We start from the raw sequence: 26047 nt of genomic DNA, 5'->3' as shown, positions 1-26047 counted from the left end.
GTCGGCTGAAACTTTCCACATGGCCGCGAACAGCGTGTGGAACAAGAAATAACATAGTCATTTCAAAACGATAATCATGGCGCATCGAACGCCATAAGCGCGAAGCAAAGAAAAAATCGCGCCATTGTGATTTTTTCTTGTTTTGCCGCTTGCGGGATTCAAAGTGCCTGACTATAAGGGCGCCACCACGAAGGAAGCGCCCTTCGTCTATCGGTTAGGACACCAGATTTTCATTCTGGGAAGAGGGGTTCGACTCCCCTAGGGCGTGCCATTTTCCTAATAAAAATCAGCATCATAAGCTGTCCCCGTCTGGCGGGCTGGGCAAAAGGGTATCGCTCACGTGGTGCCCCTCATATCGTGGGATGCTGTCGCCTCGCTCCAATTTTCTTTGGCACTGACCATTGCCGCTTCCTCCGCGGCCGCGAACACCAGCCTCGCTCCAACTCTGCCCCATAGATAGTCATTGCTAGATCTTTGCCGGCAAGCGAGCCGCGCAGATATCGCCATCGCGGAGGCGATCTTGGTGGAAGTCATGATGCGCACTGGGGAGCGGTTCCCATGGACGAGAGGCGGCACCTTCTGGTCCGTCCCGCGGGCGCATGCCTTACTCTGAAATCATGATCCGCACAATTTCGGGCGCCCGCGCCCTTCGACCAATGCCATGAAGGCGACAGGCCCCTGCCCCGGAGACAATTCAATTGAGCGGCATCAAACTCAGCATATGTATCCCGACCTACAATCGGGAGGCCTATCTCCGCAACGCACTCGAGCATTGCGAAACCTATGACTTCGACTTCTCATACGAGATCGTGATTTCGGACAATGCCTCGACCGACAATACAGCGCAGGTGGTCGAAGAGTTCGTCGCCAAGGGCCTTCCCATTCGCTTTCACCGCCGCGCGGCCAATGGCGGGCCATACAAGAATATCGCGAGCACGTTCCGCCACGCCGTTGGCGAGTATTCGATCTATCTCGCCGACGACGACTTCCTGATGCCAGATGGCGTTAAGGCGGCCGTGGCTTATCTCGATGCTAATTCGGACGTGTCCGCGTGCCACGCTTCCTGGTATCTCTATGACGAGATCGCCGACCGCGACCTCACGACGTTCTATAAGGTCGATGAGGATATCAAGTTTGGCCGACATGATTTTGTCGAAGTGTTTCAGTTCATCTTTGAACGCCACATCTTCCCGGAAATCGCAATCTACAGGTCATCGGCGCTTCGATCCGTGTGGGTTCCGCGCGATTTTTGCTTCTGCTTCTTTGCTTATCTCGCGCACGTTCTCGATCAAGGCGGAGTGGCCTTCCTCAAGCAGCCCTTCTATCGCTCTGTCGTCACCTCGAAGCTGGCGCCCAACCGTTCGCAGACCGGCAACGAAGAGGTCATGGTCGCGTGGGACAAATATCGCGGCGGGCTTGAGTACTTCCTCTACATGGCCGCCAAGCGCGGAAAGCTCAACACAGGGCCGGAATCGCGCGCAATCTACGAAGAAATGTGCAAGGTCTTCACCCTCAACCGAATGGCGGTGGCGGTGCGCTTCTGGGCGGTTCGCAAGGATTTCATCAAGGCCTATGAACTCTACACGCGCATGGCACTTGGCGGCATGGGCAATCACCCCGAGGTGGCAGCACTGCGCGAATCCTTCCCGATGCTGGTGGCCATGCAGACCCTCGCCTACCAGGTGAGTGCAACGGCAGGCGTTGACCGGCTGGTTCTCAGCGGAATGGCCGATCCGGCGTTGATCACCGAACTCCTTCGCGACGTCGGTCTAGCGCCAGAAATCGAAGTCACCGCAGATCTAGACGATAGCGCCTCAGCAGACGTCGAAAGCACGATAATCTTCGCGGCGGATATGGCTCGCCGCGAGAAGTTCCTCGAGCTCGGCTACAAGCCCAACATGATCTTCATCGAAAGCGACTTGACGCAGCACATTCTCATCTGACGCGACGATCGCCGCGCCAGGGACCGGAACTCACATCTATGGCACGGCAGCCGTCTAACGAAACGCTGCGCTGTACATCCACCGAGCTCAGCGGGCCGGCGCAGCGTCCTGAACGCGCAACTGGATGCGTCGGGAGCCCTGATAGTGGTCCGCACCGAGCGAGCCTGCAACGTGCAGGCTGCCGCCCCTGGAATTCAGGAGCAGGCTGCCGAGCAGTGTATCGGCGGACCGAAAAGCGATCCCGTCGAGGCGGGCTCCGTCCATGGCTTCGAGCGTCACCTTCACGTGCTTGTCGCCAACCAGACGGGAATCGCGGACTCGATGAGCGGGAATCGCGAAGAGCGGTTGAGAATGGCCAGAACCGTAAGGCCCGGCGGTCTCCAGGCGATCGATCAGATCGATCGTTGCACCGCTGGCAGCAATCGCACCGTCGATTTTCAGGGTTTCGTTGGCCACGAGCGCCGCTACCGTCTTTTCGGCACGCTCGGTGAAGAAACTGCGCAGGTGGCCGAGCTTGTCGCGCTCGACGGTGAGGCCAGCGGCCATCGCGTGGCCACCGCCTTTGACCAGCAAGCCCTCATCGACTGCCGCGCGCACCATCTTGCCCATGTCAAAGCCGTTGATCGAGCGGCCCGAGCCGGTGCCCTTGCCGGATGGATCGAAAGCAATTGCGAAGGCTGGACGCTTGAATTTCTCCTTCAGGCGGGCGGCAATCAGGCCGACGATGCCCGGGTGCCACTTTTCGTGCGCAGTGACGATGACCGAGGCCCCCTCGCCATCCCCGTATTCCGCCAGCGCCTCGGCCTCCGCCTCTTGCAGCATTGCCGCTTCCATCGCCTGCCTGTCGCGGTTGAGTTCATCCAGTTGCTGGGCGATAGCCTCGGCCTTTCCCGTATCGTCCAGCGTGAGCAGGCGGCTGCCGAGCGCCGCATCGCCGATGCGTCCACCCGCGTTGATGCGCGGGCCAATCAGGAAGCCAAAGTGATAGGGTGTCACCGGGCCGGCAAGGCCGGCCTTGCGAAACAGAGCGGACAGGCCGGCATTGCCCTGATGGCGGGCGGCGATCAGCCCCTTGACGACATAGGCACGGTTCAGGCCCTTCAAAGGGACAACGTCGCAAACGGTCGCAAGCGCGACAATATCAAGCCATTGCAGCAGGTCGATCGATCGCACGCGTGGATCCCCAGCCTCTCGCAGCAGGCGCAATGTCGCGACGAGTACGAGGAATACGACGCCCGCGGCGCAGAGATGTCCCTGGCCGGAGAGATCGTCCTCGCGGTTCGGATTGACCAGCGCATGGCAGGGCGGCAAATCATGTGTCACCTGGTGATGATCAATCACCACGACGTCGGTGTTGCGCCTGGCAGCCTCAGCCAGAGCATCATGGCTGGTCGACCCGCAATCGACGGTGACGATCAGCCGTGCACCGTTGCCGATCAGGCTGCCGATTGCGGCCGCGTTGGGGCCGTAGCCCTCGAAAATGCGGTCCGGAATGTAGATCTCGGCCTTGGCGCCAAAGTGGTTGAGAAAGCGGAACATCAGCGCCGAGGAGGAGGCGCCGTCGACGTCGTAGTCACCGAAAATCGCGACCTGCTCGTGACTGCGAATGGCTTGCGCGAGCCGCCTGGCCGCCTTCTCACAATCCGTCAGCGTATAGGGGTCGGGCATCAAGCCGCGAAGCGTCGGATCAAGAAACTCCAGCGCCTCATCGACGGTGACACCACGTCCAGCGAGAACGCGCGCAATGAGCTCAGGCATTCCGTGCATCTGGGACATGGCGAGCGCCCGGTTCTGACCAGCTTGATCCAGTCGCGATATCCAGCGGTTGTCCAGGACGGACTTCTCCACCCCCAGAAATGCGCGTTGCACCGGATCGGCCGGAATCTCCATATCGCCTGCTGCCCTCATCGCTTGTCACCACCCCGGGACCGGAGTGATATCGGCAGCTTTATGCGCCTTCGCGCGGTCGCACAACGGTTTTGGACGAGGCGGGCGACGTTAGCTGTGGACGCACGCGGCAAGTCTGCCGCGGCGCGCCTCAGGCAATGTCAATGTGGTCGGATGGAACAGTTTTCAGTCTTCCTTGGGCCGCTCGATGCGGATCACCTGGGGCTCGCCGACATGGTACCCCTCGCCCTTGATCGCAGCGACCGCCTTGCGAACGGAATCCTCCGTCGTCGCATGGGTGACCATGATGATTGTCTGGTGATGCGACGGCGCCAAATGCTGCTTCGAGCGCTGAACGATCGACTCCAGCGAGATATGGTTTTCCGCCATGTGAGTGGCGACGCTTGCAAACACGCCAGTGCGATCGAGCACGGTCAGGCGAATGAAATATCCGCCTTCGTGGCTCTGCATTTGCGCCTTGCGGTACGGCTCGAGCGATTTGGCGGGATGGCCGAGAACCGGCACACGCTGTGCGCCGGGGCGGCTTTTAGCGATGTCGGCGATGTCGCCGAGCACCGACGAAGCCGTTGCATTGCCGCCAGCGCCCGGGCCGACCATCAGCAGTTCACCGAGAACGTCGGACTCAATCGCAACGGCATTCGTCACGCCGTCGACCTGTGCAATGACAGAATCGACGGGCACCATCGTCGGATGCACGCGCTGTTCAATGCCGGTATCCGTCCGCTGTGCAACGCCGAGCAGCTTGATGCGGTAGCCGAGATCGGCGGCAGCGTGAATGTCCTCGATCGAGATGTTGGTGATGCCTTCGAGGTAGATGTCGTCGGCTGCAATCTGGTTTCCGAACGCAAGCGTGGTGAGAATGGAGAGCTTGTGGGCCGTGTCATTGCCCTCGATGTCGAAGGCCGGATCGGCTTCGGCATAACCGAGACGCTGGGCCTCCTTCAGGCAATCGGCAAAGGACAGGCCCTCCTTCTCCATCTTCGTCAGGATGTAATTGCAGGTACCGTTCATGATCCCATAGATGCGGGAAATCGTGTTACCCGTCAGAGATTCGCGTAGTGCCTTGATGACGGGAATGCCGCCGGCAACCGCTGCTTCGAAGTTCAGCAGCACGCCCTTCTCTTCTGCGAGCGTTGCCAGTTCGACGCCATGATAGGCAAGCAGCGCCTTGTTCGCGGTCACCACATGGAGACCACGTTGGAGCGCCGCGCGCACGGAGGTGTTTGCCGAACCGTCGACGCCACCCATGAGTTCGACGAAGACATCGATGTCGCCCTTCTCCGCCAGGTCCTGCGGCCAGTCGAACCACTCGATGCCGCCGACGTCGATGCCGCGGTCCTTGGTCTTGTCGCGGGCGGAAACGCCCGTAATCAGGATCGGGCGCCCGCATGTTGCGGCAAGCTCATTGCTGCGCTGCTGAATGATACGGACAAGCGAAGCACCAACGGTGCCCAAGCCCGCAATGCCGATTTTGAGGGCATCTGCCATGGATCGATCCTGAAATGTGTCATGAAAGGCAGCCGCCGGAGCGGCTGCCATTGAGGGGGATTATATCAGCGATGTGCGTTGAGCGAGATGACGTTGTGCATCGTCTCATCCGCCGTCGACATGAACTTCTTGATGTTGCGAGCAGCCTGGCGAATGCGATGCTCGTTCTCGACAAGCGCCAGACGCACGTAGTCGTCTCCCATTTCGCCGAAACCAATACCAGGCGCTACCGCCACGTCGGCTTTCTCGACCAGCAGCTTGGAGAATTCCAGCGAACCGAGATGCCGGAACTTTTCCGGGATCTTGGCCCAGGCAAACATCGTCGCCGCCGGTGGCGGCACCTCGAAACCAGCCTTGCCAAAGGTATCCACCATGACATCGCGGCGGCGCTTGTAAACGTTGCGGACTTCCGCAATGTCCGAACCGTCGCCATTCAGTGCGTGCGTTGCCGCCACCTGGATCGGCGTGAACGCGCCGTAATCGAGGTAGGATTTGACCCGTGTCAAGGCCGCGATCAGGCGCTCGTTGCCGACAGCAAAGCCCATGCGCCAGCCCGGCATCGAGAATGTCTTCGACATCGAGGTGAACTCGACGGTCACATCCATTGCGCCCGGAACTTCCAGAACCGACGGAGGCGGCTCGCCATCGAAGTAGATTTCCGAATAGGCTAGGTCGGAAAGCACGATGATGTCGTGCTTCTTGGCGAAAGCGATGACGTCCTTGTAGAAGTCCAGCGTTGCCACAAACGCCGTCGGGTTGGACGGATAGTTGAGGATCAGCGCCAGCGGTTTCGGAATAGAATGACGGACGGCACGTTCCAGCGGCGGGAAGAAGCTTTCGTCCGGCTCGACCGACATCGAGCGGATGACGCCGCCAGCCATCAGGAAACCGAAGGCGTGGATCGGATAGGTCGGGTTCGGGCAGAGGATGACGTCGCCCGGTGCGGTGATCGCCTGCGCCATATTGGCGAAGCCTTCCTTGGAGCCCAGCGTCGCGACGACCTGCGTGTCCGGGTTGAGCTTCACGCCGAAGCGGCGGGCGTAGTAGGCAGCCTGGGCCCGGCGCAGGCCGGGAATGCCCTTGGACGACGAATAGCGATGCGTGCGCGGATCCTGGACAACTTCGCAGAGCTTGTCGACGATCGCCTTCGGGGTCGGAAGGTCAGGGTTTCCCATGCCGAGATCGATGATATCGGCCCCGCCCGCTCGCGCGCTCGCTTTCAAACGGTTGACCTGTTCGAAAACGTAAGGCGGCAAACGCCGGACTTTGTGAAACTCTTCCATTTCTTTCCCCACGGAAATGCGGCCACCACGACCGCGCTCGAAGTTCGTCCTAATTCCCGGCTGTTCGCGATACGAACTTCACAATCGCCAACGCCGTATTCATCAGACTTGCGTCGCAAGGCATTTCTTTGACGGAAAGCCGTGCAGGCCGCCCATTATCAGGAAAAATTGATCTTCCGCTACTGTCGGAAGGCTTTGCTTCCAAATAGCAGCGAAGGCAAGGCCTAATTGGCGATTTCGGAGAGCGTTTCGGCGCCGTGCTCGGCCGCGAGCTTGCGATATTCCGCAACACGACGCTGATATTCGGCTTCCGAAATGGTGCCGGCCTTGCGTTGGGCGCCGAGTGCGGTCAGCTTTTTTTGAAGCCCGCCGGCCTCATCGTCACTCATCTGAACGTTTGCGGCTGTCAGCGGCGCAGCGAATCCCGGGTAGCCGTCCTTGTAATGCGAAAGGCCGCTTTTGGTGGGCGCCTCACCCTTTGTCGCGTTCATGACAACGGGCGTCGGCGCCGCTTGCCTGGCCGCGAAGGCGGCCTTTTCCTCAGGCGTTTGCATGCATCCGGCAAGCGTCATGGCCGCGGCAGCGCCGATGAGCGCGATGCAGGTCACGTTTGCGATGGTGCGAATGCCGTTTTTCGTCATGTGCCAGAGGTCCCAAATCCTGAGGTGCTTCGACTGTTAAATTCGTCGCCGCCACAAAGCAATAGCACGAGCGAGCATCAGCGGAACTTGTTTTATCGATCTTTCCAGATGTACAACTCGATTTGCAGGAACATGCTGCCGCCGGAGGAAACACGTGACCGACAGCAAGCAGGAAAACGGCGACAAGGCAAAGAGCCAGGGCTTTGGTGCAAAGGACCTGGATCCCTACCTGTTGAAAGACCCCGAGGCCATGGCGATCAATTTCGCCCGTGCGCTCGAGAATCTCGGCAAGGCGGCAACGGCCTGGCTCGCGCCACGCGAACGTGGCGAGATCGCAGAAAATGCGGCAGAGCCGGTGACCGACATGGTCAAGACGCTCTCCAAGGTCACCGAATACTGGATTTCCGATCCGCGCCGCACCTTCGAAGCGCAGACGCAGCTGATGAGCAGCTACTTCGGCATATGGATGCGCTCGATGCAACGCATGCAGGGCGAAACGCCGGCGCCGGAACCGGACAGCAAGGACAAGCGCTTTGCCGACGAGGATTGGCAGAAGAACCCGTTCTTCGAATTCCTGAAGCAGGTTTACCTGATCACCGCTGATTGGGCCGAAAAGATCGTGGCCGAAACCGAGGGCCTCGACGAGCACACGAAGCACAAGGCCGGTTTCTATGTGAAGCAGATAACGGCCGCACTCTCGCCGACCAATTTCGTTGCAACAAACCCGCAGCTTTACCGCGAAACGATCGCGACCAGCGGCGAGAACCTGGTGCGTGGCATGAAGATGCTCGCCGAGGACATCGCCAAGGGCCATGGCGACCTGAAACTTCGCCAGACCGACATGACCAAATTCGCCGTCGGTCGCGACATGGCGCTCACCGCGGGCAAGGTGATCGCGCAGAACGAGATCTGCCAGATCATCCAGTACGAGCCAACGACCGAGACGGTGCTGAAGCGCCCTCTCCTCATCTGCCCGCCGTGGATCAACAAGTTCTACATCCTAGACCTTAACCCACAGAAATCATTCATCAAATGGTGTGTCGATCAGGGGCAAACCGTTTTTGTCATCTCTTGGGTCAATCCGGACGCGCGCCATGCTCAGAAGGATTGGGCGGCCTATGCGCGCGAAGGCATCGACTTTGCCCTCGACACGATCGAGAAGGCGACGGGCGAGAAGGAAGCAAACGCCATTGGTTACTGCGTGGGCGGCACACTGCTTGCCGCAACGCTGGCGTTGCACGCCAAGGAGAAGAACAAGCGGATCAAGACCGCCACCCTCTTCACGACGCAGGTGGACTTCACTCATGCCGGCGATCTCAAGGTCTTCGTCGACGAGGAGCAGTTGAGGCGGCTAGAGGCCCATATGGACGAGATCGGCTATCTCGACGGCTCGAAGATGGCGACCGCCTTCAACATGCTGCGGGCCTCGGAACTGATCTGGCCCTATTTCGTAAATAACTACCTGAAGGGCCAGGAACCGATGCCCTTCGACCTTCTCTTCTGGAACGCCGATTCCACTCGCATGGCGGCGGCGAACCACGCCTTCTACCTGCGCAATTGTTACCTCAGGAACGCACTGACTGCGAACGAGATGATTCTCGACGGTCAAACGCTGTCCCTGAAGGACGTCAAGATTCCGATCTACAATCTCGCCACCCGCGAAGATCACATCGCGCCGGCCAAGTCGGTGTTTGTCGGCAGCCAGTTCTTCGGCGGCAAAGTCGATTTCGTGCTGGCGGGCTCCGGTCATATCGCCGGGGTCGTCAATCCGCCGGACAAGAAGAAGTACCAATACTGGACAGGAGGCGCTGCAAAAGGCGACTACGACACGTGGCTTACCGAAGCGGCCGAGAATGCCGGCTCGTGGTGGCCACACTGGCAAGCCTGGATCGAGGCGAAGGACGGCAAGCGCGTGCCCGCCCGCAAGCCGGGCGGCGCAGCGCTCAACGCCATCGAAGAGGCGCCGGGAAGCTATGTCATGGAGCGCGTCTGATCGCGATATTCCTGCTCAGGCTTCGTCACTCCAGGAAGATCAGGCTCGCTGGCGATGGTGGCAGCGGTTTCGTAACGACGTCACGAAAACCGGCTGACTTGGCCATGTCGGCAAGCTCCCGCTCGGTGTAGGCGTCGCCCTTCGGTGTGGTCGCCAGCATGACCATGGCAAAGGCAGCCGGAAATTCGGGCGACACACGATCCTCGTTCGGAACGAACTCGACAATCGCAACACGGCCTCCAGGCGCCAGGCTGGCGCGCGCCTTCTTCAAGAGCGTGACGCAGCCATCGACGTCGAAATGATGGAGGAAGTTCGGCAGCAAGATCAGGTCATAGCCGCTGCCCCAATCGACGTCGAAAGCGCTGCCGGGCTGGAAGGTGAAGCGCGCCGCCACCCCCGCATTCGTCGCATTCTCCTCAGTCACCGCAAGAACCGGCTTCCAATCGAGAGCGACCACGCTTGCCGATGGCGATACTTTCGCGATTTCAATACCGAAAGCGCCGGGACCGGCGGCAATGTCCAGCACCTTGCTTGGCGGCTTTGACCATGTCGCCACGTCCAATGCCACGGCCTTAGCGCTTGCGCCGGTGAATGCCCCCATGGCTCTGGCAAACTTGACCCATACGGGATTATCCGGCGCCACATTCGCCAAGCCGACGGAGCCGCCATTGCGAACATACGCGGCCGGGTCGTCTAGGAACAACGACACCATTTGCGGAGAAGCCAGGAAATCGATCGCTGCTCCCATATAGGCAGGCGAACGCCGATCGAGAAAGATCTGGCTCGACGGCGTCAGCCCGTAAGTCTCGCCGCTCTTTGTGAGGAATGCCGAAACCACCAGAAAGTCGCAGAGAATACGCACTCCGCGCTCGGCGCAGCCCAATTCCGACGCGAGCATGGTCGCCGTGCGGCCTTCCCCGCCAAGTTTCGTGAAAAGATCGAATTCGATTGCCGCCTTGATCGCGGCCGTTTTGCGAAATGCGAACATCGCATCGACCAGCAAGGCCGGCGAGATTTCTTCATGCGCCACTGGATGTGTCGAAGACATTGGCTTTTCCTCCCAACGCGGAGTTCCGCGACGGGAGGCATTCATAGCAGAACCCGCATTCTTCGACACCTCATGACAAAGGAGGAGGCCGGCAAAAATCGGACCGCGGCGATGCGCTGAAATCCCCGCATTCGAATTCGTACGGGGCGAGCGATCACGTAAAGGAATTGGTTACCATAATTCGCCATTCTATCAGGCGACCGGATATATTAGCGGGCCGCAATTTAGCCCTGATGCTCCTATACCGGCCCCGGCGAAGAAAATATCAATCTGTCAGTACCGCCGGCCTAGTAACGAGTTGTGAAAGACAAGTGTTATGGCGTTTGCGGTCGATGTGTTTAGCAATAGCAGGCCAATAGGTACGTCCATTTCTCGCTTCCGTCGCTCTTTCCGCTTTCTCTCAGGTGCAGCTCTTGTCGGTGCGGGCTTTGCCGCTTCAGTTTGGGTGGTCGCCACAGTCGCTACCATGCACATGGCCGCGCCGGCTCCGCATCCGAGCGTCGGTCCGCTTGCCGATGTCGCGCTTGCATCCACTGCCATCGCCAAGAGCGATCCCACGCAGCGCCTCGTTCACGTCACGAAATTCTCGCGGTTGCGCATGAGCACGCAGAGAGAGCTAGCGCTGGTAAGAGGTGCTCACGTGGCCGCTCCGTCCGCTGCGCTGGCAGCAGCATTCGTCGGGCAGTCCGAACCTCTCACACTTTCCGAAGCCTCTCCGAATAAGCCGCCGGCAATGGTTGTCGCATCAGCAGCACCTGCCCAGCCGGCCCGCGCGACCAAGGACGACGCCTTGACCGCCACGCCGGTCGCTGTCGCCTCAGCTGATCGCATCATCATCCCTTCGAAGGAAGAGGTTGCAGCCGCCGAAGGACCGGCTCTGCTGGCACTCGCAGCGCCCCTGGCCGACGCCAAGGCAGAGGTCCCGGCTGCCGCCGCCAAGCCAGGTCCGGTCGAATTTGCAAGCCTTGCGCCGACTGCCCCGACCGAGCAGCCTGCGTCCACGACGGTCCAGCCGTTCGATCTCGTGCTGAGCGGCAGCGACACGTCGATCCCCTTGCCGATGGCCCGGCCCGATGGCCTGTACAAGCGGGCCGCGCCCGACGATCGCAACGCCCCGGCAGAACCAGTGCTGGCCTATGCACGGCCCGATGCCGGCGCTTCGGATGACGACGACGACGCCATGCCGACCTTGAAGAAGGGACTTTCGGGCCCCATCGCCCGCAATGGCGTCGCGGTCTACGACATTTCCGCCAACATGGTCTACCTTCCGAACGGCGAACGCCTGGAGGCCCATTCCGGCCTCGGCAAGATGCGTGACAACCCGCGCTATGTGCATGCCAAGAACCGCGGACCAACCCCGCCGCATACCTACAATCTGACGATGCGCGAAAGCCTGTTCCATGGTGTTGCGGCCATCCGCCTTAGCCCCGTCGGCGGGGCGGGCTATATCTACAACCGCGTTGGTCTGCTTGCGCATACCTACATGCTCGGCGCGCGCGGCGATTCCAATGGCTGCGTATCCTTCAAGGACTACAGGCGTTTTCTCGCCGCCTTCAAACGCGGCCAGATCCGTCAGCTGGTGGTGGTCACGAGCATGCCGAACAAGCCGACGTCCACCTTTGCCTCGCTGTTCTCGTCGCGCTCCTAATCAGATCGTAGTCAAAAACGACACGCTCGATTTTCCCCGCATCGCGCCGCCATGCCATCAACTCCTCGTCCCATCTTCGGATGCACCGCAAGGCGTTGCGGCGAGACGGGACCGGCGCTGGATGACGGAGAGCGACGCAGGCTCCTTCGGGGTTTCGCAAATGGTCCCTCCGGAGATGGCGGCGGCGACGGCGAGTTTCGCTCCGGACGTGCCTGCGAAGCACACAAGGTTCCCGAGGAGGAGCAAATCTCCTCTGCGGCAAGGCGATAGCCTTCGCCGCTGGGGCTGCAGAAGGGACTTAAGTTGCGAGGCACACCGCCGAGCGGGGCGCTGGGAAGCGCCATATGTTTTTTACTCTAGCGAGGCAATTTCCAGCGTCTTGTCCAAGTGACATGCATTTCAAACCACGGGCCGAAAGGATCGGGTGACGGTAAGGGCGTGTCCGGCCCGCAGAAATCCACCCGCCTCGATCGAACACACCCTAGTACGGTAGAAATGACATCCACCCCATTGATCGCGATGGACGAACCCGGCATAGCTGCATTATGTACCAGAATGACAATCGCTAAGGCCATGCAATGGTGAATTATATCGAAGCCTCTTCCGCGCCATCGAAGAATACGGGCGCAATCAGGCTCTACGGTCCTGAAGCTTTCGAGGGAATGCGTAAGGCTTGCCAGCTGACGGCGCGTTGCCTCGATGAGTTGGCTGCTGTCGTCAGACCCGGCCTGCCGACCGATGCAATTGATCGCTTCGTGTTCGAGTTCGGCATGGACAACGGCGCGATTCCGGCGACCCTTAACTATCGCGGCTACACAAAATCGACCTGTACCTCGATCAACCATGTCGTCTGCCATGGTATTCCGGATGCAAAGCCGCTGCGCGAGGGCGATATCGTCAACATTGACGTCACCTACGTGGTGGATGGCTGGCACGGCGATTCAAGCCGGATGTATCCGGTCGGCACCATCAAACGCGCCGCTGAGCGGCTGCTTGAAGTGACCTACGAATCCCTTCTGCGCGGTATAGCAGCCGTTCGTCCCGGTGCTCGTACCGGCGCGATCGGAGAAGCCATCCAGACATATGCCGAAGCCGAGCGCTGTTCCGTCGTGCGTGACTTCTGTGGTCATGGCGTAGGCGCACTCTTCCACGACTCCCCGAATATTTTGCATTATGGCCGCGCAAGCGAAGGGCCGGAGCTGCGCGAGGGCATGATCTTCACCATCGAGCCGATGATCAATCTCGGCCGGCCGCATGTGAAAGTGCTGGCCGACGGCTGGACTGCAGTTACGCGCGACCGCTCGCTTTCGGCGCAATACGAACACACGGTCGGCGTCACCGCCGACGGCTGCGAGATCTTCACGCTTTCGCCGGGCGGCCTCGACCGACCGGGCCTTCCGTCCCTGAACCGATGAGCGCTTGATCGGACAAAGGGTCCTGTTTCGCACTCCAACGACGACGAACTGCCTTTCGCCGCTCCGCATCGCTTGGCAAGGATGAGCACTACCATGGACACCGGGAGCGACCGCGCGACCGCTTTCGCCAGCATGGCGACACCGCGCTTGCCGATTATGATCTGCTCGAACTGCGGCTATTCAGACTGATTCCGCGGCGGGACACCAAGCCGATCGCCAAAGCACTGCTCGAACGCTTCGGCTCGCTCGCTGCCGTGTTCGGCGCACCATGAAGAGCGAACTCCGAGGCAAGCAGGTCCTGTCGTCCTGGTCGTCGGTGATCCCTGCCACGCAGCGATGGCGCACGAGACACGCGAGCAGTTCCGCATTCTCGTTCTCAACAAGCGCAATGCATTGATCGCTGACGAAATTCAGGGACACGGGGACGGTCGATCATACGCCGGTCTATTCGCGCGAGGTCGTGCGGCGGGCGCTGGAGCTTTCGGCCACGGCCCTTATCCTGGTCCACAACCACCCCTCGGGCGATCCGACGCCGTCGCAGCCGATATCGATATGACAAAGATGATTGTCGATACGGCAAAACCGCTCGGCATCACAGTTCATGGTCACATCATCATCGGCAAGGACGGTCACGCGAGCCTCAAGGGGCTGCGTCTCAGCCAAATCCGCTTCAGGTGTCCGTCAGGTTTGGGTGGCAAAGCGACGATGCTGCAACCATCCTGCTCCGAGACTTTCATGACGACAACGATTGCTTCTCGCCAATTTCCTCGCTTCAGGAAGGCAGCACTATGCTTTCTCGCCCCACTCTTTCTCATCGTTGGCAGCTATGCTCTCTATTTGAAAGCCACGAACAACTTCCACACGGTCGTCGCCGGCGAAGTCTACCGTTCGTCCCAACCATCTCCGCAAGCTATTGCGGATTTCGCGCAGCGGTATGGGATCAAGACCATCATCAACCTGCGCGGCCCGACCAACAGCCCGGCATGGCACGCCGAAGTCGAGCAAGCGAAGACGCTTGGAATCGAGCATATCGATTTCCCGATGTCTGCTTACAAGGAGCTTTCTCCAGAGCGCGCGGAGGAATTGATCCAGGTCATGAAAGAAGCTCCCAAACCGCTGTTGATCCATTGCCTCTCGGGCTCGGATCGCACCGGGCTCGCATCGGCCCTCTATCTGGCTGCGATCAGCAAGACGAACGAGAACGTCGCGGAGGAGCAAATGTCGATCATCTATGGCCATATTGCGCTGCCGATTAGCCGCGCCTTCGCCATGGACCGCACCTTCGAGAAGCTGGAACCCCTGCTTGGCTTCCGAGAATCCTGATATTCTCCCTTAAAATATTCTGCAACATTGACCTGCTACCCGTGGACGCGCGACATATTGCGTCGCAAAAATGATTCCAGCTTTCCAATCGGGGCCAGCTTAATGTTCCAGTACGATCTCGTTGTTGTGGGTAGCGGTCCGGCGGGCCGCCGCGGCGCAATCCAGGCCGCCAAGCTCGGCAAGAAGGTTCTGGTCATCGAACAAGGAAAGCGCGTCGGCGGCGTTTCGGTTCACACAGGTACCATCCCCTCCAAGACGCTGCGCGAAACGGCCCTCAATCTCTCAGGCTGGCGCGAGCGTGGTTTCTACGGCCGGTCCTACCGCGTGAAGGAAGAGATCAGCGCGGATGATCTTCGCCGCCGCCTGCTGATCACCCTTGATCACGAAGTCGAGGTGCTTGAACATCAGTTCGCCCGAAACCGCGTCCAGCACATCAGAGGCAAGGCAAGCTTTGTCGACCCGTCGACGCTCGAAGTCGTCAAGGACGATGGCGAAGTTGTCAAGGTCACGGGGGCCAGCATCCTGCTTGCGGTCGGCACCAAGCCGTTCCGCCCGGACTACATCCCCTTCGACGGCAAAACGGTACTCGACAGCGACGAATTGCTCGACATCGAAGAACTGCCACGCTCCATGGCCGTGATCGGCGCAGGCGTCATCGGCATCGAATATGCGACGATCTTCAGCGCGCTGGATACTGCTGTGACAGTGATCGATCCGAAGCCGACGATGCTCGATTTCATCGACCGGGAAATCGTCGAAGATTTCACCTATCAGCTGCGTGATCGCAACATGAAGATCCTGCTCGGCACCAAGGCCGACACAGTCACGCGCCTCGACAACGGCAGAGTGGAGCTGAAGCTCGACAATGGCCGCCACATGGTGACAGACATGGTTCTGTTTGCCGCAGGGCGCATGGGCGCGACCGACACGCTCAATCTGGACGCAGCCGGGCTCGACGCCGATAACCGCGGCCGCCTCAAGGTCAACCCGGAAACCTTCCAGACATCCGTGCCGAACATCTACGCTGCCGGCGACGTTGTCGGCTTTCCGAGCCTTGCCTCCACCTCGATGGAACAAGGCCGCATTGCCGCGCGCGTTGCCGTTGGCGCGGTCGCGAAGGAGCCGCCGAAATACTTCCCCTACGGCATCTATGCGGTGCCGGAGATCTCTACCTGCGGCCTGACCGAGGAAGAGATGAAGGAGCGCGGCATTCCCTATGAGTGCGGCATCGCACGTTTCCGGGAGACCTCGCGCGGACACATCATGGGGCTCGACACCGGACTTCTGAAGTTGATCTTTTCTTTGAAGACGCGCCGGCTGCTCGGCGTGCATATCGTCGGTGAAGGGGCGACCGAGCTGGTGCACATCGGCCAGGCAGTTTTGAACCTCAAGGGCACCGTCGAATATTTCGTCGAGAACACGTTCAACTACCCGACACTCGCCGAAGCCTATAAGATTGCTGGTCTGGATGCGTGGAACCGGATGGGCGATATCAAGTCGGAGCTTTGATGTTGCCTCAAACAGTGACAGCGCCGATCTCCTGACGGTTTTCTTAACGAAAGCAATGATATACGAATCGAACAAAATCCGCGCGACCTGACTTATTTGTGTCGGATAGCACCGGTAAAAGCTTTGCTTGTATAATCCACCGCGTCTGGTAGCGTCCATTTTCGGGGATTCCTCTTACCAGCGAGCGACCGTGCAAGATCTGTCCAAGACTGCCGAACGGATTTTCCAACTGATCCTGATCAAGCCGTCGCACTATGACGATGATGGCTATGTGATCCGCTGGTGGCGGGCGATGATCCCGTCCAACTCCCTGGCTGCAATCTATGGAATCGCGTCCGACTGCGCAGAGCGCAAGGTATTGGGGGCAGAGGTCGGGATCGAGATCACGGTGGTCGACGAGACGAACACGCGGGTCAACATCCCGGCACTGCTCAAACGACTTGCCCAACATGACAATTTCGGGATGGTCGCCTTGGTCGGCGTTCAGTCGAACCAGTATCCAAGGGCACTGGATATTGCGCGCCCCTTCCGCAAGGCCGGCGTACCGGTTTCGATGGGAGGCTTTCACGTGTCGGGCTGCCTCGCCATGCTCGATGGCAAGGCAGTCGGCTTGGATGCATGTCGCGAGATGGGTATTTCGATGTTTGCGGGCGAGGCCGAAGGCCGCCTGGACCGCGTCCTGCAGGATGCCGCCAGCGGCAAACTTGAGCCGCTTTACAATTTCATGAATGACCTGCCGAGTATCGAAGGTGCGGCCGTCCCCTTCCTGCCGAAAGCCAATGTAGCACAGACGCTTGGCCTCAGCACGAGCTTCGACGCCGGCCGCGGTTGCCCCTATCAATGCTCTTTCTGCACCATCATCAATGTGCAGGGGCGCAAGTCGCGGTTCCGATCGGCCGATGATGTCGAAAAACTAGTGCGGATGAATTGGGCGCAGGGCATCCATAAGTTCTTCATCACCGACGACAATTTCGCGCGCAACAGGGATTGGGAAGCGATCTTCGACCGGTTGATCGAACTCCGGGAGAAGGACGGTATTCCACTTGGATTGATGATCCAGGTCGACACGCTCTGCCACAAGATCCCGAACTTCATCGAAAAATCCAAGCGCGCCGGCGTCACGCGCGTCTTCATCGGGCTTGAGAATGTAAATCCCGACAATCTGACGGCGGCCAAGAAGAACCAGAACAAGATCACCGAATACCGGAAGATGCTGCTCGCCTGGAAAGCCCAAGGCATCATGACGCTCGCCGGCTACATTCTTGGTTTCCCGGCAGACACGCCGGAGACGATCCGGCGCGACATCGCGATCATCCAGCATGAGCTTCCCCTCGACGTCATTGAGTTCTTCGTGCTGACGCCGCTGCCGGGCTCGGAAGATCATCAGACATTGTGGAAGAAGGGCGTCGAGATGGACGCCGATCTCAACATCTACGACGTCGAGCACGTCTGCACTGCGCATCCGAAGATGAGCAAGCAGGAGTGGGAAAGCATCTACCAGGAGGCCTGGTCGCTCTACTATTCGCCAGAGCATATGAAGACGCTGCTGCGCCGGGCTGTTGCTACCGGCGTGCCGCTCGCCAGCCTCGTCAAGATGCTCGTGTCGTTCGCCACGACTGTACCTCTGGAGAACGTTCATCCACTGCAGAGCGGCCTGCTGCGTCTCAAGCATCCATCCGAACGCCGCCCAGATCTTCCCAAGGAAAGCGCCGTTGCCTTCTGGCCACGGTTCATCTGGGAAACCGTCACCAAGCATTTGTCGCTGGGCGCCACCATCGCCGGCCTCGCAACGAGCGCCTTTTTCATAGCCCGTGACAAGAACTCGAAGAGCTACATGGATCAGGCACTGACACCGGTCGGTGACCACGAGGATGAAACGCTCGAACTCTTCACGAAAACGGCGGGCGGACGGGCTGCGGTCTCGCACATCCACCGAGTCGCCGAACTAACCCATGCCCATAAGGCAGTCTGACGCGCCCGAGCTCTTTGGTTGGGCGCGTTGAGATCCATTGGCGGATCGACGCTCTTAGTTTCGCGTGGGTAATTTCACGACGTCCAGCAGCGCGGCGGCCTGCAGCGTGTCGATGAACTCCACGCATTCCTTCAGCTTGCCGTTCTCGAAGGTCATTTTGTCCATGATCTCGGTGTCGTATTCCGTCGCGCCAAAACGCATGCGTCCCCTACGGTGAATCAACGCAACGTCGCCGTCGACATGGATGGACACAAAATCGATCCCTCTCATATCCCAATTGTCGATCAAGTATTGCATCGTCACGCGAAGCGCGGCGGCGCCGACAACAGGATCCGTCAAAGGCGCCAGGTGCTGGTTCCCGACCACACGGAATAGGCAATCGTCATCAAGGAAAGACATCAAACTCTCGAGATCGCCCTCCACCCGCGCGTGATAGATCCGCCGCACCAGGTCCCTAAGGTCATCATTGGAAGACATTGCCAAATCCCCTCTTGCAATGCTCCAGTCTGCGTCCGTTCAACCGAAACTGCAACTATTTCGTGTAACAACTCCACTTTCGACGTAGCCCAGTCGCGCCGCACCCTCATCGCGGTGTCGCAACCACCTCAATGACAAACGAGGCCGGAACATCATAACAATGTTCCGGCCTCGCAATGTATAAGCCGCGCACGAGGCGGAGCTTTCATGAATTCGGCAAACCGAAGATTACTCGGCGCTGTCCTCGGAAGCCTTCTTCTTCGGAGCGGCCTTCTTCTTCGGAGCGGCAGCTTCTTCGCCTTCAGCGGCTTCTGCCTTGGCAGCAGCCTTCTTCTTCGGAGTGGCCTTCTTGGCTTCCTTCTCAGAAGCTTCGCCCTCTTCGTCGGCGAGCAGTTCTTCCTTGGTCACCTTCTTGTCCGTGACGTCGATCTCGGTCAGCAAATGGTCGATGACCTTTTCTTCGAAGATCGGAGCGCGGATCGAGGCGGCCGCACCCGGCTGGCTGCGGAAGAACTCAAGGATCTGCTTTTCCTGGCCCGGATACTGACGCAGCTGCTCGTAGATGGCGCGCTGCATTTCGTCTTCACTCACTTCAACACCGGCCTTTTCGCCGATTTCGGAGAGAACGAGGCCGAGGCGAACGCGACGCTCAGCAAGCTTCTTGTATTCTTCGCGAGCTTCCTCTTCCGTCGTGTCTTCGTCTTCGAAGGTCTTGCCGGACTGGGCGAGATCGTTGGCGACCTGGTTCCAGATGCCGTTGTACTCGGCGTCGACGAGCGAAGCCGGGGTATCGAACTTGTACATTTCGTCGAGCTGGTCGAGGATCTGACGCTTGACCTTCTGGCGGGTCATCGAGCCGTACTGCGACTCGATCTGACCGCGGACGATTTCCTTCAGACGGTCAGCCGATTCAAGGCCGAGCTTCTTCGCCAGCTCGTCGTTGATTTCAACCTCGGCCGGAGCAGCAACGTCCTTGACGGTGACGTCGAAGGTGGCTTCCTGGCCAGCCAGGTTCTTGGCCGGGTAGTCGGCCGGGAACGTGACGGTGATGGTCTTTTCGTCACCAGCCTTGGCGTCGACCAACTGGTCTTCGAAGCCAGGGATGAAGCGGCCGGAGCCGAGAACGAGTTCTGCGCCCTGGTCGGTGCCGCCATCGAAGGCAACGCCGTCGACCTTGCCGACGTAGTCCATCGTGATGCGGTCGCCGTTGGCGGCCTTGCCCTTCTTGGTCTCGTAGGAACGGGCGCTTTCAGCGACCTTCAGAACCTGCTCGTTGACTTCATCTTCCGAGATGTCGACGACTTCGCGGGTGATCTTGATGCCCTTGCTGGACTTCAGCTCGATCGGCGGCAGAACCTCGTAGGAGAGCGTGAACTCGAAATCCTTCTGAGCGGCGAGGATCTGCTCTGCCTCATCCTTGTCTTCCGTCATCGCGATTTCCGGCTGCGTCGCGGACTTTTCGCCGCGTTCTGCGAGGATAGCGGTCGGCTGCTCGCGGACAATCTCGTTGACGAGATCGGCCATGATGGACTTGCCGTAAACCTTCTTGAGGTGAGCGGCCGGAACCTTGCCCGGACGGAAGCCGTTGATGCGGACCTTGTCCTTCACGTCGGCAAGACGCTCATTCATCTTGACTTCCATGTCCTTGGCCGGGATTACGACCTTGATTTCGCGCTTCAGCCCTTCAGCGAGCGTTTCGATAACCTGCATGTCTTCCTACCTTCATTTCGTGGCGGCCGTGCCCAGACGCCGTTCGTTTCGATGAGCACGACGCCGGGAAATTGCCGAGCGTGGCTTGTTCTCAATTCTTATTCATTCCGCCCCTGGCGGAACGGCGCTTTGCTTCCGGGTAATCGAGGGACACCGTTTTCCGATCCCCCCGCCTGCAAGCCAGCTTTTGGTGCGGGTAGAGAGACTTGAACTCCCACGCCTTGCGGCACCAGAACCTAAATCTGGCGTGTCTACCAATTTCACCATACCCGCGTTCTCAAAAACCGCATGCATATGCCTGCACATGAGGCCTTCCGGAGCGCGGCGTCTCTATAACACCCGATTTGGTAGAGGCAAAGGAAAAATGAAGGGCAAATGACAGTGATTTCGCCCGCAGTGGCGGGCTTCCACACCATTCGGTCTCTACTCAATAAAGAGGCTCGTCGTAAGCAGCCTTGCCGTCCACGAGCAGGCTGCGTATCTGCGGCGTCCCATCGGTAGCGACGCGAATGGCAACAGAGACGTCACCGTCCTGGCGGGCCTTCTCCAAAGCCGTGCCCTGGCCTTCCGGAACGTAGTAGCGTTCGATGCCGTACTCGACGCGGATATGGTCGGCGGAATTGGCACCATAACTATAGAAAGGTCTGCTGTGGAGAACCACGGTGCCCGGCTGCTCTGGCAGACGTTCGAACGATGATTCGACAATGTCCCAGAAGCCGCCATCACCGGCCTTCAACCGCACCCAAAGGCTCTTCTTACCCTGATCCTGCGGCACCCCACCCATAATCGACGCGACCGGAACCGAGGATATCTCGTAGTTCAGCACGACGTAGTCGCCCCGGAGAAAGTCGCGCGGATCGACGGGGGCAGTTTTTAGGAGAGCGTCGGCGCCACTTCGCAGGATCGATGCGCGGCTTTCTATCACATAGCCAAGAACGGCGGTCTGCAGGGCAGCAACGATGATTGCAGCGACAATGTAGCGGCGCCCTGAGCCTTGCATTGAGGAAACGCTCACAGGCTTGCCTCCGGGGTTCTCATGGCAAATCGGCGCTCGAGGCGAATGACGATCCATGCAACAGCTGCAACGAAAAGCCCCGAGAACAAGAAGAGGCTCGATGTGCCAAGAATCGATCCGACGGTCACCGATGCAAGGTAGAGCATCTCAATGGCAAACGCCGTGTAAGCCAAATAGCGCACCGCGCCGTTGTTCCGGCCTTGGAGTGCAATCGCAAGGACCGCGGCCCCCAGCGTCACGAGCGCCAATGTTACGAACGGCCAGCCATGCTCGAGTTCAACATGCAGGAAGAACAGTCCAATCACGGCGACGAGGAACGTGTAGAAGGCAGGAGCGGAACCGGCACTTCTGATGAGCGTGGAAAGGCGCGGCAGCGGCAGACTGACGAGCACGAAAGCCAACATGCCAGCAATGGCATAGACGAGCGCGAGCCAGAAATTCTCGTTCACCGCATAGAGCCAGGTGAGCCAGCCGACGAGCAGCAGATATGCCAGATGACGGACACGATCAGCGCCGGTGAAGCGCACGAGACCGATGACCACTGCCGCCATGAGCGGCACGACCCAAGGATCGAGGCCGACCCAGCGCGTGTCGTAGGTATCGAGATAGGCGGCAAAGCTGCCCCAGGACAGAAAGCCCGCCACCGCGGCGACGACGCCGGAGCGGAACAGCACCGCCGAAATCACCGCCATGGCAAACCAGAGATACATCACCGTCAGCTCGTCTCCCGACAGATGATACATTTGCCCGACCAGCGAAATCGCTCCGCCAAAAGACAAGGTACCGATCACCAGCAGCCCGCCCGCAGCCGCCGTCGCACCGCGCCGCAGCATAACCGCCGCGCCGAGATGCACGGCCCAGATGATGACAAGAATGACGGCGACGCGCACAAGGCGTGGAATGGCTTCCCAGTTCGAAGCGACGACCAGCAGGATCGCCGCCCCAAGTAGGATTGCTGCAAGGATCGTCAGCACGCTGCCGAGGCTGAAGTTTGCCGGGCGTGCATCATACTCACTCAGCAGCGCTCCTGCAGTCGCTTCCTGCAAAAGTCCCTTTTCCACCCAAACGGAAAGATCTCGCTCCAATCGACCGCGGTACATGCCCTACTCCGACAAACGCGCGATGACGCGCTTCCTCTTTGCTTTATACCCACTGAATAGTGCGAGGGAAATATTCCCATATGAATTCCTCACTGGGCGAATTTGGGGGTGCTCATTAACCGATCAACAACGTCAAATCGCGAATATATAGCCTCTCCTCATTAGCCATGCACTCGGCGCATGGGCAGCATGAAAATATCGCACTGCAATATCTCGATCAGGCGTCCTATATGTTTGATCATAAGCGAAGATGATCTTCGTAACAAAATTCGGAGAAGCGCACTCCTCCTCCCAGCGCCCTCCGATGGACTGACAACACTCCTCCTCCCAGTTGTCAGTCACCCCTAATGGCGCTCACCGGATCCTCCCCGGTGGGCGTTTGGTTTTCCACAACCGACAATTCACAAGTCTGGTTTTCCAGTGCCTTCAAGGCAGCAGCCACGATGCCTCTCCCCGCATACAAGCGCCGGACCATTGGCCTAGTGGCAAGCAATCGGATGCAGCAACGACTCGCAGCCACTGTCGACAGCCCAACCTGCGGGAGTCCTCCTTGTGGGAGGCAACCGCATATACCGGCCTTCGGAAATTGGTCCCTGGAGGCAAAAAGGCCGGCACCAGCCGATCAGCGGCAAATCATTCTGCCTAATGATTGACCAAATGCCGGCTGCATCGCGTAAATAACGGCATGAGATCTGCATCCAACGCATAGGTGGTCTGAAATCTTGTGTCTGGCGCGACTTCGCAGTGCAACATATATTCTGCTCATCAAATAGAGGTCAGCGCCGATCGGCGGCAGCTGCCAAATCACAAGCCCTACGAAAGGGGATTAAAATGAACTTCTCACGCTCTTTCAACAACTGGCGCAAGTATCGTCAGACCGTTACCGAGCTCGGCCGCATGACCAACCGCGAATTGCATGACCTCGGCATCGACCGCTCTGACATCCATCGCGTTGCTCGCGAGGCTTCCGCCCGCTAATCCAAGCGGTCCGCTATCCTCCCAAGCAGATCGCCTTGACAAAACGCCCGCTGCCCTTGGCAACGGGCGTTTTCTTTTATCTGGCTCACAGCTTCCGCAATGGTTGCGGTCGTTTTGGCCTCCCTTCTTGTCGCGCACAGAAAGTAATCACTGCATCCGGAATGAGCATCACATGCACAATTGCATAGCAGATGCCTTTTCTTTGCACTGCACAATACGACAGGGAACGCCTATATGAATGTCAACGACGAAGCGGCGATGGCGCCGTTCTCGACGATCATTCTGAGGAAGACGAACATGAACCCGATCCGCATTGCAAAGAGCTGGATTAGCTACCGCCGCACGCTTAGCGAACTTGGTAACCTCTCCAACCAGACGCTCGCCGACATTGGCGTTAGCCGCTACGACATTCGCAACATCGCTTCCCGCTCGTTCCGCTAATAGCGGCGAGCGTGAAGCTTCCAAGACGGCGCCTCGGGCGCCGTTTTTGATTCCGGGCCTTTCGCTATGAGCGACACCCCGTTAACGCGAGACGAGCGAACCAAATTCCTAGGTCCGAATCGCTGCACCGATGCGAACGCGCGGCACGACGGCAAGATACGGTCCTGGCTGCCCTGTTGATACCGTGATTTCGGCCATTCTTTAGGGTGGACTAATATTAACCATTGTGAAAGTATCCCGCCGTTGCCTAACGGAGACATGCGTGATGTGCCGATATAATCTTCGCATGGAGGACGGTTTGTGGACCGTCGTCGACGCCACGACACAGCAGCCGGCCGAACTGAACGACGTGCAGATGGCTCGGATGACGTGGCGCGAAGCATGCGACATGGTCGATATCCTGAACAATCTCGATCGAATAAGCTTCATGTCCAAACGATACGAAGCCTCCGCTAGGACAATGGCTTGAACTTCGTGGATGCCACCAATGCGGCATCGAGCTGATGCCGGCAGTTAGAGTCTGAGCGTCTTTATCTTCCGAACCGCGACATCAACGAAGGCGCGCGTCTTGGCAGAGACGTGCCTGCCCTCCACATGAACGACGTGGATTGGCAGTGGCTCTTCCTCATATTCCTCGAGCACTATTCTCAGCCGACCGGCGGCAAGATGCTCCGCCACCTGATAGGATAGGGTCCGTGACAGGCCCCATCCAGTCACCGCCGCTGCAATCGATGCATCGACAGTGTTGCAGTACATGCGCGGATGAAGCTTGACGGGCGTATGGTTGGGCGAGAAGTGCCAGTCCAATGGCGCCGATGAGCCCGTGTTGACGATCGTGACGTGTTGGGCCAGGTCGGCTGGCGTTGCCGGTTCGCCGTGACGCTTGAAGTAGGCCGGCGCTCCGCACACGACGCGGCGCACGCTGCCGACCTTTATTGCCTGCTGATCGGAGTCCTGCAGGTGGCCGATGCGGATCGCCACGTCGATGCCCTCCTCCACAAGATTGACCATCCGATCGAAGAGAAGGACGCGTCCGGTGACGGCCGGGTGCATGCTGAGAAAGTCCGTCATAATCGGGACGATATAGATCTGACCGAACAGAACCGGCGCCGTGATCGTCAGCATTCCCGATGCAGTTGAATGAGATCCGCCAGCAGAGGCTTCCGCCTCGTCGATATCACTGAGGATCCTTCTGCAGTCATCGGCATATCGGCTGCCCGACGGCGTCAGCTTTACTGAGCGCGTGGAGCGGACGAAGAGCCGCGCCCCTGTGGCTTCCTCCAGAAAAGCGATCGCGCGTGTGACTGCCGGCGGGCTCATGTGGAGCTGGCGCGCTGCCTGCGCAAAGCTCGCCGTCTCGGCGACCTTGACCAGAACCCTCATGCATTGAAGCCGATCCATCTGCTCCCCGTACTATTCCGCCAAATGAAATAGTTTCTTTCATGATATCGCAATTCAGCACGTGGGAGGAAACAATTATTGTCTGGTCACCTCAACACGGAGACCAGACCGATGAAGCTTTACTCGCATCCTCTCTCGGGCCATTCCCATCGCGCCCGCCTCTTCCTGTCGCTTATTGGCGTCGACGTCGATGTCGTAGCGGTCGATCTTGCTGCCAGGGAGCACAAAAGCGCCAGCTTCCTTGCTCTCAATCCGTTCGGGCAGTTGCCTGTGCTAGAAGATGGAGGCGTCATCATCAGCGATTCCAACGCCATCCTCGTCTACCTCGCCAAGAAGTATGCGCCCGAGGGATGGCTTCCGGAGGAGCCAGCAGCTGCAGCGGCGGTCCAGCGCTGGCTATCGGTCGCTGCCGGCGAGATCGCCTATGGCCCATGTGCGGCAAGGCTTGTGACGTTGTTCGGAGCCAAGTTCGACTCCGAGGACGTGATCGCGAGAGCGCATCGAATCCTCCAACTGATCGATGACCGCCTGGTTGATCGCGAGTGGATCGCCGCGAACAGGCCGACGATCGCCGATGTCGCCCTTTACAGCTACATCGCCCGCGCGCCGGAAGGAAATGTCGACCGGTCCGGCTACCGCAATGTGACGGCATGGCTTCAGCGGATAGAAGCCCTGCCCGGCTTTCAACCATTCCAGAAATCGCCAGTCGGCATTGTCGAGGCGGCTTGAGGCGTTCCATCGCGCTGCGGCCGAT

General features: G+C 59.2%; 21 protein-coding genes, 2 tRNA genes and 1 pseudogene. 13 read left to right on the top strand and 11 right to left on the bottom strand.

Going from position 1 to position 26047, the window contains the following annotated elements; all coding sequences use genetic code 11:
• Nucleotides 1-196: 196 nt before the first annotated feature.
• Both BSG20_RS15080 and BSG20_RS15075 read left to right on the top strand, forming a co-directional pair.
• A tRNA-Glu gene (locus tag BSG20_RS15080) sits at nucleotides 197-271 on the top strand.
• Between the two features lie 427 nt (nucleotides 272-698).
• Nucleotides 699-1943: a glycosyltransferase family 2 protein gene (locus BSG20_RS15075; RefSeq protein WP_072376576.1), complete on the top strand. Its 1245-nt coding sequence runs from the start codon at nucleotides 699-701 to the stop codon at nucleotides 1941-1943.
• A gap of 87 nt (nucleotides 1944-2030) precedes the next feature.
• On the opposite strand, the gene recJ is transcribed toward BSG20_RS15075, so the two are convergent.
• The 4 genes from recJ to BSG20_RS15055 all read right to left on the bottom strand — a co-directional run bounded on the left by recJ (nucleotide 2031) and on the right by BSG20_RS15055 (nucleotide 7263).
• On the bottom strand, nucleotides 2031-3833 hold the full coding sequence (gene recJ, locus BSG20_RS15070; protein ID WP_072376578.1) for a single-stranded-DNA-specific exonuclease RecJ: 1803 nt from the start codon (nucleotides 3831-3833) through the stop codon (nucleotides 2031-2033).
• 183 nt (nucleotides 3834-4016) lie between these two features.
• Nucleotides 4017-5339: a homoserine dehydrogenase gene (locus BSG20_RS15065; protein WP_072376702.1), complete on the bottom strand. Its 1323-nt coding sequence runs from the start codon at nucleotides 5337-5339 to the stop codon at nucleotides 4017-4019.
• A gap of 65 nt (nucleotides 5340-5404) precedes the next feature.
• The gene (locus tag BSG20_RS15060) at nucleotides 5405-6622 is read right to left on the bottom strand and encodes an LL-diaminopimelate aminotransferase (protein WP_024314005.1); all 1218 of its coding nucleotides are present in this window, start codon (nucleotides 6620-6622) and stop codon (nucleotides 5405-5407) included.
• 224 nt (nucleotides 6623-6846) lie between these two features.
• On the bottom strand, nucleotides 6847-7263 hold the full coding sequence (locus tag BSG20_RS15055) for a gas vesicle protein GvpG (RefSeq protein WP_072376580.1): 417 nt from the start codon (nucleotides 7261-7263) through the stop codon (nucleotides 6847-6849).
• A 154-nt stretch (nucleotides 7264-7417) separates the two neighbouring features.
• Here BSG20_RS15055 and phaC point away from each other — a divergent pair, with 154 nt between their 5' ends.
• Entirely contained in the window at nucleotides 7418-9256 is a 1839-nt protein-coding gene (gene phaC, locus BSG20_RS15050; protein ID WP_072376582.1) for a class I poly(R)-hydroxyalkanoic acid synthase, read from the top strand.
• A gap of 25 nt (nucleotides 9257-9281) precedes the next feature.
• Here the strand turns inward: phaC and BSG20_RS15045 are convergent, their stop codons facing one another.
• Complete coding sequence (locus tag BSG20_RS15045; protein WP_072376584.1) at nucleotides 9282-10304, bottom strand: methyltransferase; 1023 nt, start codon at nucleotides 10302-10304, stop codon at nucleotides 9282-9284.
• 316 nt (nucleotides 10305-10620) lie between these two features.
• Here BSG20_RS15045 and BSG20_RS15040 point away from each other — a divergent pair, with 316 nt between their 5' ends.
• The 6 genes and pseudogenes from BSG20_RS15040 to BSG20_RS15015 all read left to right on the top strand — a co-directional run bounded on the left by BSG20_RS15040 (nucleotide 10621) and on the right by BSG20_RS15015 (nucleotide 18171).
• Nucleotides 10621-11952: a DUF2778 domain-containing protein gene (locus BSG20_RS15040; protein ID WP_072376586.1), complete on the top strand. Its 1332-nt coding sequence runs from the start codon at nucleotides 10621-10623 to the stop codon at nucleotides 11950-11952.
• Between the two features lie 578 nt (nucleotides 11953-12530).
• Nucleotides 12531-13367, top strand: a complete 837-nt coding sequence (gene map, locus BSG20_RS15035) for a type I methionyl aminopeptidase (protein ID WP_072376588.1) — start codon at nucleotides 12531-12533, stop codon at nucleotides 13365-13367.
• An 86-nt stretch (nucleotides 13368-13453) separates the two neighbouring features.
• Nucleotides 13454-14024, top strand: a pseudogene (locus BSG20_RS15030) (JAB domain-containing protein); the annotation flags it as partial.
• A 48-nt stretch (nucleotides 14025-14072) separates the two neighbouring features.
• Nucleotides 14073-14690, top strand: a complete 618-nt coding sequence (locus tag BSG20_RS15025; RefSeq protein WP_083539927.1) for a dual specificity protein phosphatase family protein — start codon at nucleotides 14073-14075, stop codon at nucleotides 14688-14690.
• A gap of 102 nt (nucleotides 14691-14792) precedes the next feature.
• Nucleotides 14793-16199 carry a Si-specific NAD(P)(+) transhydrogenase gene (sthA, locus tag BSG20_RS15020; RefSeq protein ID WP_024313983.1) on the top strand — a complete coding sequence of 469 codons (1407 nt, stop codon included), beginning with the start codon at nucleotides 14793-14795 and terminating at the stop codon, nucleotides 16197-16199.
• 190 nt (nucleotides 16200-16389) lie between these two features.
• Complete coding sequence (locus BSG20_RS15015; RefSeq protein WP_072376590.1) at nucleotides 16390-18171, top strand: B12-binding domain-containing radical SAM protein; 1782 nt, start codon at nucleotides 16390-16392, stop codon at nucleotides 18169-18171.
• A 54-nt stretch (nucleotides 18172-18225) separates the two neighbouring features.
• Here BSG20_RS15015 and BSG20_RS15010 read toward each other — a convergent pair whose 3' ends face one another.
• From BSG20_RS15010 to BSG20_RS14990, 5 genes are all read right to left on the bottom strand, one after another.
• Complete coding sequence (locus tag BSG20_RS15010; protein WP_072376592.1) at nucleotides 18226-18648, bottom strand: nuclear transport factor 2 family protein; 423 nt, start codon at nucleotides 18646-18648, stop codon at nucleotides 18226-18228.
• Nucleotides 18649-18876: 228 nt separating this feature from the next.
• Entirely contained in the window at nucleotides 18877-20358 is a 1482-nt protein-coding gene (tig, locus tag BSG20_RS15005; protein WP_072376594.1) for a trigger factor, read from the bottom strand.
• Nucleotides 20359-20546: 188 nt separating this feature from the next.
• Nucleotides 20547-20631, bottom strand: a tRNA-Leu gene (locus BSG20_RS15000).
• Nucleotides 20632-20785: 154 nt separating this feature from the next.
• Nucleotides 20786-21358, bottom strand: a complete 573-nt coding sequence (locus BSG20_RS14995; protein ID WP_072376596.1) for a GDYXXLXY domain-containing protein — start codon at nucleotides 21356-21358, stop codon at nucleotides 20786-20788.
• Nucleotides 21359-21369: 11 nt separating this feature from the next.
• On the bottom strand, nucleotides 21370-22473 hold the full coding sequence (locus tag BSG20_RS14990; RefSeq protein ID WP_072376598.1) for a DUF2157 domain-containing protein: 1104 nt from the start codon (nucleotides 22471-22473) through the stop codon (nucleotides 21370-21372).
• A gap of 831 nt (nucleotides 22474-23304) precedes the next feature.
• Here BSG20_RS14990 and BSG20_RS14980 point away from each other — a divergent pair.
• The 3 genes from BSG20_RS14980 (at nucleotide 23305) to BSG20_RS14970 (ending at nucleotide 24361) form a co-directional block, all read left to right on the top strand.
• On the top strand, nucleotides 23305-23451 hold the full coding sequence (locus BSG20_RS14980) for a DUF1127 domain-containing protein (protein ID WP_003558908.1): 147 nt from the start codon (nucleotides 23305-23307) through the stop codon (nucleotides 23449-23451).
• A 297-nt stretch (nucleotides 23452-23748) separates the two neighbouring features.
• Entirely contained in the window at nucleotides 23749-23892 is a 144-nt protein-coding gene (locus BSG20_RS14975; RefSeq protein ID WP_065814346.1) for a DUF1127 domain-containing protein, read from the top strand.
• Between the two features lie 265 nt (nucleotides 23893-24157).
• A complete protein-coding gene (locus BSG20_RS14970) occupies nucleotides 24158-24361 on the top strand; it encodes a hypothetical protein (RefSeq protein WP_024319258.1) in 204 nt (67 codons plus the stop codon).
• Between the two features lie 44 nt (nucleotides 24362-24405).
• Here BSG20_RS14970 and BSG20_RS14965 read toward each other — a convergent pair whose 3' ends face one another.
• Nucleotides 24406-25293: a LysR family transcriptional regulator gene (locus tag BSG20_RS14965; RefSeq protein WP_072376602.1), complete on the bottom strand. Its 888-nt coding sequence runs from the start codon at nucleotides 25291-25293 to the stop codon at nucleotides 24406-24408.
• Between the two features lie 111 nt (nucleotides 25294-25404).
• On the opposite strand from BSG20_RS14965, the gene BSG20_RS14960 reads away from it, so the two are divergent.
• Nucleotides 25405-26022: a glutathione S-transferase family protein gene (locus tag BSG20_RS14960; RefSeq protein WP_072376604.1), complete on the top strand. Its 618-nt coding sequence runs from the start codon at nucleotides 25405-25407 to the stop codon at nucleotides 26020-26022.
• Nucleotides 26023-26047: the final 25 nt, after the last annotated feature.

This window comes from Rhizobium tibeticum (genome assembly GCF_900110205.1).
Taxonomy (GTDB): Bacteria; Pseudomonadota; Alphaproteobacteria; order Rhizobiales; family Rhizobiaceae; genus Rhizobium; species Rhizobium tibeticum.
This window is presented reverse-complemented; position numbering and strand designations above follow the sequence as displayed.